At 61.3% G+C, this 12,442-nt stretch carries 12 protein-coding genes and 1 pseudogene; 6 read left to right on the top strand and 7 right to left on the bottom strand.

What is annotated here, in order from left to right:
- Positions 1 to 16: 16 nt before the first annotated feature.
- Both AC2FNA_RS10865 and AC2FNA_RS10860 read right to left on the bottom strand, forming a co-directional pair.
- Positions 17 to 139 (bottom strand): annotated as a pseudogene (locus tag AC2FNA_RS10865) (DinB family protein); the annotation flags it as partial.
- 356 nt (positions 140 to 495) lie between these two features.
- Positions 496 to 1,758: a DNA polymerase IV gene (locus AC2FNA_RS10860; protein ID WP_496826410.1), complete on the bottom strand. Its 1,263-nt coding sequence runs from the start codon at positions 1,756 to 1,758 to the stop codon at positions 496 to 498.
- A 70-nt stretch (positions 1,759 to 1,828) separates the two neighbouring features.
- Between AC2FNA_RS10860 and AC2FNA_RS10855 the strand changes: the two genes are divergently transcribed.
- Entirely contained in the window at positions 1,829 to 2,302 is a 474-nt protein-coding gene (locus tag AC2FNA_RS10855; RefSeq protein ID WP_496826408.1) for an NUDIX hydrolase, read from the top strand.
- A gap of 260 nt (positions 2,303 to 2,562) precedes the next feature.
- On the opposite strand, the gene pyrF is transcribed toward AC2FNA_RS10855, so the two are convergent.
- Both pyrF and AC2FNA_RS10845 read right to left on the bottom strand, forming a co-directional pair.
- Positions 2,563 to 3,282 carry an orotidine-5'-phosphate decarboxylase gene (gene pyrF, locus AC2FNA_RS10850; protein ID WP_496826406.1) on the bottom strand — a complete coding sequence of 240 codons (720 nt, stop codon included), beginning with the start codon at positions 3,280 to 3,282 and terminating at the stop codon, positions 2,563 to 2,565.
- A 143-nt stretch (positions 3,283 to 3,425) separates the two neighbouring features.
- Positions 3,426 to 3,686, bottom strand: a complete 261-nt coding sequence (locus tag AC2FNA_RS10845; RefSeq protein ID WP_496826404.1) for a hypothetical protein — start codon at positions 3,684 to 3,686, stop codon at positions 3,426 to 3,428.
- 216 nt (positions 3,687 to 3,902) lie between these two features.
- On the opposite strand from AC2FNA_RS10845, the gene clpB reads away from it, so the two are divergent.
- Both clpB and AC2FNA_RS10835 read left to right on the top strand, forming a co-directional pair.
- Entirely contained in the window at positions 3,903 to 6,521 is a 2,619-nt protein-coding gene (gene clpB / locus AC2FNA_RS10840; protein ID WP_496826402.1) for an ATP-dependent chaperone ClpB, read from the top strand.
- A gap of 138 nt (positions 6,522 to 6,659) precedes the next feature.
- Positions 6,660 to 7,355 (top strand): DUF6629 family protein, encoded by a 696-nt coding sequence (locus tag AC2FNA_RS10835; protein WP_496826400.1) that lies wholly within the window; start codon positions 6,660 to 6,662, stop codon positions 7,353 to 7,355.
- Between the two features lie 3 nt (positions 7,356 to 7,358).
- On the opposite strand, the gene AC2FNA_RS10830 is transcribed toward AC2FNA_RS10835, so the two are convergent.
- The 3 genes from AC2FNA_RS10830 to AC2FNA_RS10820 all read right to left on the bottom strand — a co-directional run bounded on the left by AC2FNA_RS10830 (position 7,359) and on the right by AC2FNA_RS10820 (position 8,880).
- Positions 7,359 to 7,754, bottom strand: a complete 396-nt coding sequence (locus AC2FNA_RS10830; RefSeq protein WP_496826398.1) for a hypothetical protein — start codon at positions 7,752 to 7,754, stop codon at positions 7,359 to 7,361.
- 174 nt (positions 7,755 to 7,928) lie between these two features.
- Entirely contained in the window at positions 7,929 to 8,216 is a 288-nt protein-coding gene (locus AC2FNA_RS10825) for a hypothetical protein (protein ID WP_496826396.1), read from the bottom strand.
- Between the two features lie 226 nt (positions 8,217 to 8,442).
- Positions 8,443 to 8,880 carry a DUF302 domain-containing protein gene (locus AC2FNA_RS10820; protein ID WP_496826394.1) on the bottom strand — a complete coding sequence of 146 codons (438 nt, stop codon included), beginning with the start codon at positions 8,878 to 8,880 and terminating at the stop codon, positions 8,443 to 8,445.
- Between the two features lie 110 nt (positions 8,881 to 8,990).
- Here AC2FNA_RS10820 and AC2FNA_RS10815 point away from each other — a divergent pair, with 110 nt between their 5' ends.
- The 3 genes from AC2FNA_RS10815 (at position 8,991) to msrQ (ending at position 12,150) form a co-directional block, all read left to right on the top strand.
- Positions 8,991 to 10,544: an FMN-binding glutamate synthase family protein gene (locus tag AC2FNA_RS10815; protein WP_496826392.1), complete on the top strand. Its 1,554-nt coding sequence runs from the start codon at positions 8,991 to 8,993 to the stop codon at positions 10,542 to 10,544.
- A gap of 106 nt (positions 10,545 to 10,650) precedes the next feature.
- Positions 10,651 to 11,550: a protein-methionine-sulfoxide reductase catalytic subunit MsrP gene (gene msrP / locus AC2FNA_RS10810; protein WP_496826768.1), complete on the top strand. Its 900-nt coding sequence runs from the start codon at positions 10,651 to 10,653 to the stop codon at positions 11,548 to 11,550.
- Between the two features lie 3 nt (positions 11,551 to 11,553).
- Positions 11,554 to 12,150, top strand: coding sequence for a protein-methionine-sulfoxide reductase heme-binding subunit MsrQ (gene msrQ, locus AC2FNA_RS10805; protein ID WP_496826390.1), 597 nt, complete (start codon positions 11,554 to 11,556; stop codon positions 12,148 to 12,150).
- Positions 12,151 to 12,442 lie beyond the last annotated feature (292 nt).

The following is a 12,442-nucleotide window of genomic DNA, read 5'->3' as shown; positions in this document are numbered from 1 at the left end:
ACATGGCATGGACCTGCCCGCGATGATGGGTCTGGTGATTGAACAGCTGCGCGGCGCAGAGGGGTTTGGACATAACGATGCGGGTTGTTCCATCCGCCTGATACCAGGCGACGGTGCCGGTAAGATCGGCATCGGTCAGCGTTTCGGCCCAAATCTCGATCTTCGGTCGCGCGCCTTGCGCCGTGCTTTGTAGTCAGACCGGTCAGAGGGATCGGTCAGTGAATGCCGAATCCTGTCTTGTGGGCGTTCGGTGCCATTGAGGCGGGCAAGGATCAGTGCGTCCGCCCAATAAAGGTGATTGAACGTTGCGGCGATCGACCCGAAAAATGCGCCCCAATCCAACCAGCGCGCGGCATGCGACAGATCGTTGGCGGCAATGATCAGTGACCGATTCTGCCAGCTTTTGTAGCTGGCCATGACTCGGCAGAAATCGGATGTAATCATCTCTCTCGCTCTGATGTTTCTGTTGGGGGCGGGTGCCGGGATAGGGCACGCTCAGCGCATCCCGCGCCCTTTGATGATCGCATCCGAGCCAAAGCGTTTGCGAATGGCGTCGGTCGCGCGTTCGGCGCGGGCGCGCTGTGCCGCCTGCGGGTCGAGCAGGTCGCCCGAGACATCCGCCTCGGCTTCGGGGCACAGGTGCGACAACCCGCAGCCAAGGAGCCGGTAAGGGCCTTGATCGCCCAACTGGTCGAACAGCGCGCGTGCGGTGCGATAGATCCGGTCGGCTATCTGGGTCGGGTCGCGCAGCGAGTGCTGCCTTGACAGGATCCGATGATTGGCACGCTTCAGCTTCAATGTCACCACGCGGCCGGCCAGCCCGCGGGCCTTGGCCCGGTCGGCTACCTTCTCGGCCATCCGCCAGATATGGCCGTCCAGCACGTCCAGATCGGCGGTGTCCTCGAAAAACGTGGTCTCGTTGCTGATCGACTTGATCGGGTCATGTGCAGACACACGACGGCGATCCTCGCCGCGTGCCAGATGCCACAACCGCTGTCCCATGGAGCCGAAGCGGGCGATCAGCGCTTCCTGCTCCCATCGAAGCAGGTCGGTGAAGGTGCGGATCCCGGCACGTTCCAGCTGCTCCTGCGCCGCCGGGCCGATCCCCCATATCAGGCGCACCGGCTTGTCACGCAGGAAATCCGCCGTCTCGGCACGTCCGATCACCGAGAATCCCCTCGGCTTTTCAAGATCCGAGGCCACCTTGGCCAGAAACTTGTTATGGCTCAGTCCAATCGAGCCGGTCACGCCCAACTCATCCTTCATCCGCTTGACGAGCTGCGCCAGCATCACCGCCGGAGGATGCCCATGCAGACGCTGGGTGCCGGTCAGATCCATGAAGGCCTCGTCCAATGAGAGCGGTTCGACCACCGGTGTCAGCTCGTCCATCAGGGCGCGGATCTGTTTCGAGACCTCGGCATAGACCGACATGCGCGGTTTGATCACCACGGCGTCTGGGCACAGCTTAAGCGCCTGAAACATGGGCATCGCCGAGCGGACACCGCGAATGCGGGCGACGTAGCAGGCGGTCGAAACCACGCCGCGCTTTCCGCCCCCGATGATCACCGGCTTGTCGGCCAGATCCGGATTGTCCCGTTTCTCGACGCTGGCATAGAAGGCGTCGCAATCCATATGGGCGATGGTCAGGCTGTCCAGTTCCGGATGGCGCAGCACGCGCGGGCTTCTACAGGCCGGGCAGCGCCGAGCCGTTCCGGTGCGGGTCAGGCAATCGCGGCAAAGACCGGATGCGGTGTTCATCGGGTGTATCCGGTTGCAAGTCAGGCACGTGGCTGATCGTATTTAGCCCGACTCGACGCGGAGTGAAAAGGTGACAGATGCAACGACACGGTTTGCCGGCGCAAAACTGGCCCTGTTTCTGGGACCACAGCTTTTGGTGATCCGTCGCGACGACCGCCCCGACATCCCCTTTCCCGACCATTGGGACCTGCCAGGAGGAGGACGTGAAGGAGAGGAATCTCCGCTCGACTGTGCCTTGCGTGAAACCCGCGAAGAGGTTGGGCTTGTTGTGCCGGTCGAACGGGTTGGTTGGGGTGTAAGCTATTTGCGCCCGACAGGCCGTATGTGGTTTTTCACAGCCCATCTGGCTGAGGGGTATGTAGACAGGATTCAATTTGGCGACGAGGGGCAGGGGTGGCGATTGATGGCTCCGGCCGACTATATCGGGCATCCCCGAGCGATTCCGCATTTTGCCGAGCGGATCGCGCATTATCTCGACAGTTCGAGTTGTCGACGCTTTGGCCTCGATGCGTCCTTACAAAGCCGGGGGAATGAGTCGACCTAAGAAGAAAGACCCCCCGCGCCAATGGCGGGGGGAGGTAACGAACCTCAGGAAGAGATGGTTCGTTGGGGAGTGTCTCAGATTTAGAATCGCTCAAAAAAACCCTCGGGGGTAGGCTGGATATCCAGACCCCGGAAACTCGCCTTTTCGATGTGTTTTTTCCGGCACAGCGGCAAAATGGCGCGTTTCGGGCATAACGCGCCTGTTTTCAGGTCGTTACGAAGGGTGTGGCTGACCTTAGGTCAACATCATTGCCGCAACGATCATGCGTGTGACAAATTTTTTATGCTGTCGAGAATGGACAGAGCGCTTGCACGCGGGTCCGCCGCTTGCACCACAGGGCGCCCGACGACGATATGATCGGCCCCCTGAGCAAGCGCGTCGGCGGGGGTCGCCACGCGTTTCTGATCGCCCAGTGCGGCCCCGGTCGGACGGACGCCTGGCGTGACGATCAGCCGGCCCGTGGCCTCGGGCAACGCGCGCAGCGCGGTGGCCTCGTGCGGGCTGGCGATGACGCCGTCGGCCCCGGCCTCGAAAGCGCGGGAGGCCCGTTCCAGAACCAGATCCTGTACATCGCCGGGTTTGATCAGCGCCGCATCCAGATCGTCGCGGTTCAAGGAAGTGAGCACCGTAACCGCCAGGATCTTGAGATCCTTTCCCGCGGCGCCTTCCTTGGCGGCGCGCACCACATGCGGGTCGCCATGCACGGTCAGGAAATCCAGGTCGAACTGTGCGAGTCCCCGCACCGCCGCCTCGACCGTGTTGCCGATATCGAACAGTTTCATATCCAGAAAGATGCGCTTGCCTTGTTCCTGCTTCAGCTCGTTGGCGAGTGCCAAACCGCCGCCGGTGAGCATCCCCAGCCCGATCTTGTAGAAGGAAACGGCGTCGCCCAACCGCTCGGCCAGGGCCAATCCAGCCACGGCGTTGGGCACGTCAAGGGCGACGATCAGGCGATCGTCGGCAAGCATCTTGTCTGTCATGTGGGGGTCCTCCGGCTCGGGTTGCCCGTTCATAATGGGACGATCCCGTCGAGGCAAGCGGGGTGAGGTGCCCGCGCCTGCCCGCAGAGGCGAGGCCCGCATAGGCGTGCCGCGTAACCCTGATTGTGCCGATGCCTGGCGGCTCAGGCCACCGCGGGCAGGGCGTGGTCCTGCAGGTGCAGCTGCTGCTTGCCCGACCGGAACTCGGGCATCCGGCGCAGTTGGCGCATCGCATCACCGACAAAGGCCTGCGCGCGGGCAAGAGGGCTTATCCCCTCGGGCAACTCAAGCGAGCAGAACAAGGTCACGACCCGATCCGCGAGCGTCATGCAGACGCTGGCCGAATGGCGCGCAGTGTCGGGGCAAACACGATACTGAGAGATTTCGACATTGGTAATCTGCATTGGGGCCTCCGTAGCTCCCTGTCAGGAGACCTCAGAAATATTACCAAATCAGGGCGGAAACAGGGGAAATTGTGGCCAATTGGATCAATTTCGGTAAACCCTTTGCGACCCCCTTGAAGATGTCGTGGCATTCCCCAGATTGAATGCGAGGCCCAAACCGATGCGCGCCGCCTAGCGGGCGCAGACACCATTGGGCGCTTGAAAAAGGAGAGAAAGATGGACTTGTCGAAGTTCACCGAGCGGGCACGTGGATTCGTGCAGGCGGCGCAGACGATTGCCCTGCGCGAAGGGCACCAGCGTTTGGCGCCCGAACACCTTCTCAAGGCATTGATGGATGACGATCAGGGGCTGGCGAGCAACCTGATCAAACGCGCCGGTGGTACGCCGTCCCGCGTGGTCGAGGCGCTGGATGTGGCGCTGTCCAAGATCCCCAAGGTCAGCGGCGATGCGGCCCAGGTTTATCTGGACGGCCAGACCGCCAAGGTGCTGGACGAGGCCGAGAAGATCGCCAAGAAGGCGGGCGACAGTTTTGTGCCGGTTGAGCGGGTGCTGATGGCGCTTTGCATGGTCAAATCCAAGGCCAAGGAGGCGTTGGATGCCGGCGAAGTGACCGCGCAGAAGCTTAACGAGGCGATCAACGATATCCGTAAGGGGCGTACTGCCGACACGGCCAGCGCCGAAGAGGGCTATGACGCGCTCAAGAAATATGCGCGCGACCTGACCGAGGCCGCAGCCGAGGGCAAGATCGACCCGATCATCGGGCGCGACGAGGAAATCCGCCGCTCGATGCAGGTGCTCAGCCGCCGGACCAAGAATAATCCCGTCCTGATCGGCGAGCCGGGCGTTGGCAAGACCGCCATCGCCGAGGGCCTGGCGCTGCGTATCATCAACGGCGATGTGCCGGAATCGCTGCGCGACAAGAAGCTCTTGGCGCTCGACATGGGCGCGCTGATCGCAGGCGCGAAATACCGTGGCGAGTTCGAGGAACGGCTGAAGGCGGTTCTGACCGAGGTCACCGAGGCCGCGGGTGAAATCATCCTGTTCATCGACGAGATGCACACGCTGGTCGGCGCCGGTAAATCCGATGGTGCCATGGATGCGGCCAACCTGATCAAACCGGCGCTGGCGCGCGGCGAATTGCACTGCATCGGCGCCACCACGCTGGATGAATACCGTAAATATGTGGAAAAGGACGCGGCTCTGGCCCGCCGGTTCCAGCCGGTGATGGTCGAAGAACCGACCGTCGAGGACACGATCAGCATCCTGCGCGGCATCAAGGAGAAATACGAGCTGCACCACGGTGTGAGTATCTCGGACTCGGCGCTGGTCTCGGCGGCGACGCTCAGCCATCGCTACATCACCGACCGGTTCCTGCCCGACAAGGCGATCGACCTGATGGACGAGGCAGCCAGCCGCCTGCGGATGGAGGTCGACAGCAAGCCCGAGGCGCTGGACCAGCTCGACCGTCAGATCCTGCAATTGCAGATCGAGGAAGAGGCGCTGAAGAAAGAGAAGGACGACGCCTCGCAGGATCGGCTTGCGACGTTGCAAAAGGACCTTGCCGATTTGCAGGAGAAATCCGCCGAGATGACAGCGCAGTGGCAGGCATCTCGGGACAAGATGAACGCGGCGCAATCCGTCAAGGAACAGCTCGACCGTGCCCGTGCCGAACTGGAGATCGCCAAGCGCGAAGGAAACCTGGCCCGTGCCGGTGAGCTTAGCTATGGCATCATTCCAGCTCTGGAGAAGCAGCTGGCCGAGTCCGAGAACCGCGAAGGATCGGACCTGATGGCCGAGGAAACCGTGCGCCCCGAACAGATCGCGGCGGTGGTCGAACGCTGGACCGGCATTCCGACCTCGAAGATGCTCGAAGGCGAACGCGAGAAGCTGCTGCGGATGGAAGACGAGCTGCATCGGCGTGTCATCGGCCAGGATACCGCGGTCAAGGCGGTGGCCAATGCCGTGCGCCGGGCGCGTGCGGGATTGAACGACGAGAACCGCCCGCTGGGCTCGTTCCTGTTCCTCGGGCCCACCGGTGTGGGCAAGACCGAGCTGACCAAGGCTGTGGCCGAGTATCTGTTTGACGACGACAATGCGATGGTGCGCATCGACATGTCCGAGTTCATGGAGAAACACTCGGTCGCCCGTCTGATCGGCGCGCCTCCGGGCTATGTCGGCTATGACGAGGGCGGGGTGCTGACCGAGGCGGTCCGCCGCCGGCCCTATCAGGTGGTCTTGTTTGACGAGGTCGAAAAGGCACACCCGGATGTGTTCAACGTGCTCTTGCAGGTACTGGATGATGGTGTGCTGACCGATGGTCAGGGTCGCACCGTCGACTTCAAGCAGACGCTGATCGTGTTGACCTCGAACCTCGGGAGCCAGGCACTCAGCCAGCTGCCCGAAGGCGCCGACAGCGCGCAGGCACGGCGTGACGTGATGGATGCGGTGCGGGCGCATTTCCGGCCCGAGTTCCTGAACCGGCTGGACGAAACGATCATCTTTGACCGGCTCAAGCGCGCCGACATGGACGGGATCGTTTCGATCCAGATGGGTCGCCTGGCCAGGCGCCTTGCGCAGCGCAAGATCGTGCTGGAGTTGGACGACGCGGCGCGCAAGTGGCTGGCCGATGCGGGGTATGACCCGGTTTACGGCGCCCGCCCGCTGAAACGGGTGATCCAGCGCGACCTGCAGAACCCGCTGGCCGAAAAGCTGCTGGCCGGTGAGGTCAAGGATGGCGAGACCATCCCCATCACTGCTGGCGAGGAAGGGCTGATCATCGGCGACCGCGTGGTCAGTTCGAACCGGCCCCGCCCGGATGATGCTGTCGTACATTGAGCCGCCGCGCGAACTGAACCAGAGGCCCGCCAGAAATGGCGGGCCTTTTCCTGTTTGAGACAACCCTCATTTGCCCGGCGCGCGGTTCTTTCCTAAGCTTGCATCACAAGCGCGGACCCAACGTCAAGGAGGTCACCCATGTGCTTCTCGGCTACAGCCAGTTTTGTCGCCGGTGCCGCCCTGATCGCGGGTGGCGCGGTCGCGATTCGCAAGTCAGCGGATCTCGGGCCGCGGTTTCTGGGTTTCGCGGTCTTTCCCTTGTTCTTCGGCGTGCAGCAATTGTCCGAAGGTCTGCTTTGGCTGACACTCGATGGCCCTGGCCCGGTCGCACCGGGTGCCGCAGCGTTGGTTTTTCTGTTTTTTGCCTACTGGTTCTGGCCATTCTGGGTGCCGCTGTCCTCGGCCTTGGTCGAGCCTTCCTCTTTTCGGAGGGGGATCTTTTGGGGACTGGCCGCCTTTGGCTTCAGTCTGGGCGCGACGCTTTTCCTGCCGGTGCTGGTCCGGCCTGAAACGCTCGAAATCTATCTCGTGAAGCACTCGATCCAGTACGAGAACCCGAGCATGTTTCCGGGCGAGACTGCCAAGATCGTGGCGCGGCTGGTCTATGCGGTGGTCATCTGCCTGCCGCTGGTGGGCTCATCCCATCCTCAAATACGCATCTTTGGGGGGCTGATCCTGGCATCGGTCGTGGTGGGCTTTGTCTTCGCTGCCTATGCCTTTACCTCGATCTGGTGTTTCCTTGCGGCGATCATCTCGGGATACATCGTCTATATGGTGACCGCAATCGGTCGCGAGGGCGCGCTGGTCGACCCGTCAAGGCGCAACCTGTCCTGAGGCTCAGCCGCTGGAGGTGCGTTCGTCGCAGGTTTTCTTGGCCTGACTGACGGACAATGTGTTGCCGATGATTCCGACGTCATTGGTCAGGGAGGGGGCGGCGCCCTGTGGCGGCGGGGTGAAGCCGAATGTGACGGCCTGCGCGCCGGGTTGGGCGGTGCTTGGAGACGGGCCTTTCCAGACATAGAGCCGTTGATTGCCGGGCTTTCTCATCTGGTTCAGCGCATGATCCCCGGCCCCGCACCAATAAATCGAATTCTCCGAGAAATCGGCGACGATCTCGATCAAGCCGTCGGGCAGCGGATAGGCGACCGAACGGGATTCGTTTCCTGCCACCGCAGCCGCTCCGGTCACAGTGGCGAGGAGCGTTGCAACAATACAGGCCGGGCGTTTGGTCATGGCGAACTCCTGTCTGATGACAAGAATACGGACGAACGCCCGGACTGGATCAGAAACCGTCGTTTGTGACCGCAAATGCCTGCTCAATTGAGACGCGAGCAAGGCCCCGAGCTAGTGAGGCAAGAGAGCTGACCAGCAAAGGTCGGCAGCGCAGAACAAGCATGGGATCGTTGCCTACGTCGGCTTGAAATATGCAATCTTCTCGTAGATGACGCCCTCGTTGCCAACTTTGAGCAAGGCAGACCCCGCGACATCTGTGCCGACGAACCGCCACCAGGCCCAGCGAAGAATATGCCCGTCTTTGTCTGCCGACAACTCGTCAGAAACCTCATAGCGACCCGTGCCGCCAATCGCCTTCATTCTGTCTTCCCAGCCCAGAAGGTAGACAGAAAACTCTTCCTTCGTGATGGGTTCGGCAGCCATTCCGTCGTACCAGAGGTAACCTGGGGCGGCCGCGCGCATTGCACGCTCCGGGTCCATAGATTGCACTCCAGCAAGATACTCTCGCAAGAATGCCATTCGAGTTTGTGGATCGCCACTCATGCCTGCCAAAGTACACGCAGATTCAAAAATCTCAAAGAGACTACATGGCATACGCCGAGGCGCAACCTTAGGGTGTGCTCCTGCTTGATGTCGGTGTCAAAAACGGTCGCTTGTTTTAGAGGGCGACGGTGAACCCGGCAGAGGTCTACTCTCCGATCGCCTCGCGCGCGATCTCGTCCAGAAGGGTCTGAACCTCCTGCATCGGTCCCTCTGGGAACTGTCGGAATCCGATGGTGACCTCGTCCGAGCCTGGCTGCTTGGCGACGAAGATGCCATAGGGGCAGAACACGATGTTCATCGGATCGGCCTCCATCACCTTGCGCGACAGCGCGGCCGAGCAGAACGAGAACACCTTGGCATCGTCGAACAGAACCACGTCCGAGCCGACATCGGCGCGGGTGCGTTCCAGCATGTCACCCACATGGCTGACGCTGTCGATCACCAGTCCGCGCCCGACAATCGCGCTTTCCAAGCCAAAGGTAACGTCCTCGAAATTGTCGGTGGTGGTATAGGTCACCGCATCCTGTGCGGATGCCGCCCCTGCGGTCAGCGCGATCACCGCGCCCAGTAACATCTGTTTCATTGCTCTCTCCCATTGTGTCCGTGTGGGTTGCACCGTGAACGGTTCGTCTCCAATCTAAATCGGAAAGAGTTCCGCGGCTTTGCGTCACATCAAGATATAGGAGTTTTCGCATGGGTTTCGCCTATAACGCAATCGAGGTGATGGCCTTTGTCTTTGTCAGCGTCATCGGCCTGATGATGCTGACGGCTGTTGTCCTGTTCTTTGTCGACCGGTTTCAGACCGGCGATGCGATCCGGCGGAACTATCCTGTCATCGGGCGGTTCCGGAATATCTTTACCGAGTTGGGAGAGTTCTTTCGGCAGTATTTCTTTGCCATGGACCGCGAGGAGATGCCGTTCAACCGGGCACAGCGCAACTGGGTCTATAATGCCAGCGAGAATAAGGGGAACACGGTAGCCTTTGGGTCGACCCGCAACCTGAACATTCCCGGCACGCCGATTTTCATGAATGCGCCGTTTCCGCCGCTGGACAACCAGTTCGGCGCCACCGAGCCGCTGGTGATCGGCCCGACCTGTCGCCAACCCTATTCGGCGCCGTCGATCTTCAACATTTCGGGCATGTCTTATGGCGCGATTTCGAAACCGGCGGTTCTGGCGCTGTCCAAGGGGGCCAAGGCGGCGGGCGTCTGGATGAACACGGGCGAAGGCGGACTGTCGCCCTATCATCTGGAGGGGGGCGCCGACATCGTTTTCCAGATCGGCACCGCAAAGTTCGGGGTGCGCGATGCCGAGGGTAACCTGAGCGACGACAAGCTGCGCGAGGTGGCGGCGCATCCACAGGTTAAGATGTTCGAGATCAAGCTGAGCCAAGGCGCCAAGCCGGGCAAGGGGGGCATCCTGCCCGCGGCCAAGATCGACGCCGAAATCTCGCAGATCCGCGGTGTACCGATGGGGATGGACGCGATCTCGCCCAACCGTCACCGCGAGGTCGACGATTTCGACGGGCTGCTGGATCTCATCGCCCATGTGCGCGACGTCACCGGCAAGCCGGTCGGAATCAAGACCTGCATGGGCTCGGCCGACCCGTGGTTCGATTTCTTTCGCAAGATCCGCGATCGCGGCACCGACAGCGCGCCCGATTTCATCACCGTCGATGGCGGCGAGGGCGGCACCGGGGCCGCGCCGATGCCTCTCATTGATCTCGTCGGCCTGCCGCTGCGCGAGGCGCTGATCCGGATGGTCGATCTGCGCGATCTGTCCGGGCTGCACGACCGGATCCGGATCGTGGCGAGTGGCAAGCTGGTGGCGCCCGGCGATGTGGCTTGGGCAATCTGCCTGGGTGCCGATTTCATCACCTCTGCGCGCGGCTTCATGTTCTCGCTGGGCTGCATCCAGGCGCTGAAATGCAACAAGAACACCTGTCCCACCGGCATCACCACCCACATCCCCTCGCTGCAAAAGGGGTTGGTGGTGCATGAAAAGGAAAAGCGCGTTGCCGCCTATGCGCGTTCTGTCATCAAGGAGGTGGAGACCATCGCGCATTCGGTTGGTGTCCCCGAGCCGCGACTGATGCGGCGGCGTCATGTGCGGATTGTCTGCGACGACGGCACTTCGGTTCAGATGGACGACCTTTATCCTTCGGTCAAATCCGATGCCGAGGGGCTGGAACGCGCTCGAGGCAACCGGCAGTTCGAAGACGGCTTGCGGCGTCTGGGCGTGGTCTGACAGAGACGATTGTTTCAACCCGGCAACGCAGCTGTGATGCGAGTTGCGTTGGACGGTGCGCTGCGACGGGATACATTTCTGGGAAATGGCAAAGACGGAGATCCCGATGGCCCATCGCTGGAGTAACGACTTGACCCCCGCTGACGTGACCCCGCGCGGGGCTTGGATGAATCGCAGGCAGCTGATGGCAGGCATGGGTGGCGCGGGGCTGGTGGCGTTTGCTGGCAGGGCGCTTGCCGAGACACTAGAGCCCAACACCTGGGAAGAGATTACCAGCTATAACAACTTCTACGAATTCGGCACCGGCAAGGATGATCCGGTCGCCTATGCCCATCTGCTCAAGACCGAGCCGTGGTCGGTCAAGATCGATGGGATGGTCGACCGGCCCGGCGACTATGATTTTCAGGACATTCTGTCCGAGATGACAATCGAAGAGCGGATCTATCGGTTCCGTTGTGTCGAAGCCTGGTCGATGGTGATCCCCTGGAACGGGTTCGAACTGTCCGATCTGCTGGCCATGGCAGGCGTTCAGGAGCGCGCGAAATATGTTGCCTTCGAAACGCTCTACCGGCCCGAGGAAATGCCCGGCACCCGCTATCCGGTACTGGAATGGCCCTATCGCGAGGGGTTGCGACTGGACGAAGCGATGCACCCGCTGACACTGATGGCCACCGGTCTTTATGGCAAACCGCTGCCCAATCAGAACGGCGCACCGCTTCGGCTGGTGGTGCCATGGAAATACGGCTTCAAGTCAATCAAGTCGATCGTGCGGATCACCCTAACGGACAAGGAGCCTCCGACAAGCTGGAACATGGCGATCCCGAACGAATACGGTTTCTATAGCAATGTGAACCCCGAGGTGAATCACCCGCGCTGGAGCCAGGCCAGCGAGCGGCGCATCGGGGGCGGTCTGTTCGCCAAACGCCAGCCGACGCTGATGTTCAACGGCTATGAAAAAGAGGTCTCGGGCCTTTACCAAGGCATGGATCTTGCGAAATACTTCTGACCCATGGAGCGGGTGAACGCGTCGCTGCGCCGGATTCCGATCTGGCTGGTCTATCTGATCGGGGTGTTGCCGGCGCCCGTGTGGCTCTGGTTGGGCGCGACGGGGCAGCTGGGCGTCGATCCCGCGAAGGTCATCGAGCACCGGCTTGGAGAGCTGGCGTTACAGGCGCTGATCCTGGGGTTGGCCGTAACGCCGTTGCGGCGGATAGTCGGCCTGAACCTGATGAGGTTCCGCCGCGCCATAGGGGTACTGTCATTCTACTATGTCAGTTGCCACCTGCTGGTCTGGTTGGTGCTCGACGTCCAGATTCCGGCCCAGATCTGGGCCGATATCGTCAAACGTCCCTTCGTCACCATTGGCATGGCGGGTTTTGCACTGTTGTTACCTCTGGCGCTGACCTCGAACAATTGGTCGGTGCGCCGTTTCGGACGGGGATGGCGCCGACTGCACCGGCTGGTTTATCCGGCGGTCCTGCTCGGAGCTATACATTTCCTGATGCTGACCAAGGGGTTCCAGATCGAACCGCTGATCTATCTGGGTTTGGTCCTTGTCCTGCTGGCGGCGCGCCTGCCGTTGACACGCCGCAGAATCGCGCATTGAAACCCAGAACCTGGTCGCGGTTCTGGGGATGACCGAAGCCTGGGTATCGGTTCCGGCACGAATGCCCCGCTCCCAGTGCTGATAGCGGTTGTTTGACGGTCGTTCGACCGGGGGGCAGGGGCGGGTTTGGCTTCATCTTGCAAGCTCGGCTATATTAAGATTTTGAATATATTGGCATTTCCCCTTGTGTTGAGATTTTTTGTGATTTTTGTATTTTTGTGCTTGCGACTCTTTTTGGTTGGGCCTAGAACCCCCTTCACCGGCGGCGCTGAGGTGCTGCGGACGGGTCGGA

This window comes from Ruegeria sp. YKSD163, from assembly GCF_059612905.1.
The sequence above is the reverse complement of the archived record's forward strand: the minus strand, read 5'-3'. Positions and strand labels throughout refer to the sequence as shown.

Bases quoted from the DNA above. Each gene is read 5' to 3' on its own strand.
- pyrF (WP_496826406.1), bottom strand. From the start codon at position 3,282: ATGACAGACAAGATGCTTGCCGACGATCGCCTGATCGTCGCCCTTGAC.
- msrQ (WP_496826390.1), top strand. From the start codon at position 11,554: ATGGAGCGGGTGAACGCGTCGCTGCGCCGGATTCCGATCTGGCTGGTC.
- AC2FNA_RS10820 (WP_496826394.1), bottom strand. From the start codon at position 8,880: ATGAAACAGATGTTACTGGGCGCGGTGATCGCGCTGACCGCAGGGGCG.
- AC2FNA_RS10830 (WP_496826398.1), bottom strand. From the start codon at position 7,754: ATGACCAAACGCCCGGCCTGTATTGTTGCAACGCTCCTCGCCACTGTG.
- AC2FNA_RS10860 (WP_496826410.1), bottom strand. From the start codon at position 1,758: ATGAACACCGCATCCGGTCTTTGCCGCGATTGCCTGACCCGCACCGGA.
- AC2FNA_RS10815 (WP_496826392.1), top strand. From the start codon at position 8,991: ATGGGTTTCGCCTATAACGCAATCGAGGTGATGGCCTTTGTCTTTGTC.
- AC2FNA_RS10835 (WP_496826400.1), top strand. From the start codon at position 6,660: ATGTGCTTCTCGGCTACAGCCAGTTTTGTCGCCGGTGCCGCCCTGATC.
- AC2FNA_RS10845 (WP_496826404.1), bottom strand. From the start codon at position 3,686: ATGCAGATTACCAATGTCGAAATCTCTCAGTATCGTGTTTGCCCCGAC.
- msrP (WP_496826768.1), top strand. From the start codon at position 10,651: ATGGCCCATCGCTGGAGTAACGACTTGACCCCCGCTGACGTGACCCCG.
- clpB (WP_496826402.1), top strand. From the start codon at position 3,903: ATGGACTTGTCGAAGTTCACCGAGCGGGCACGTGGATTCGTGCAGGCG.
- AC2FNA_RS10825 (WP_496826396.1), bottom strand. From the start codon at position 8,216: ATGCGCGCGGCCGCCCCAGGTTACCTCTGGTACGACGGAATGGCTGCC.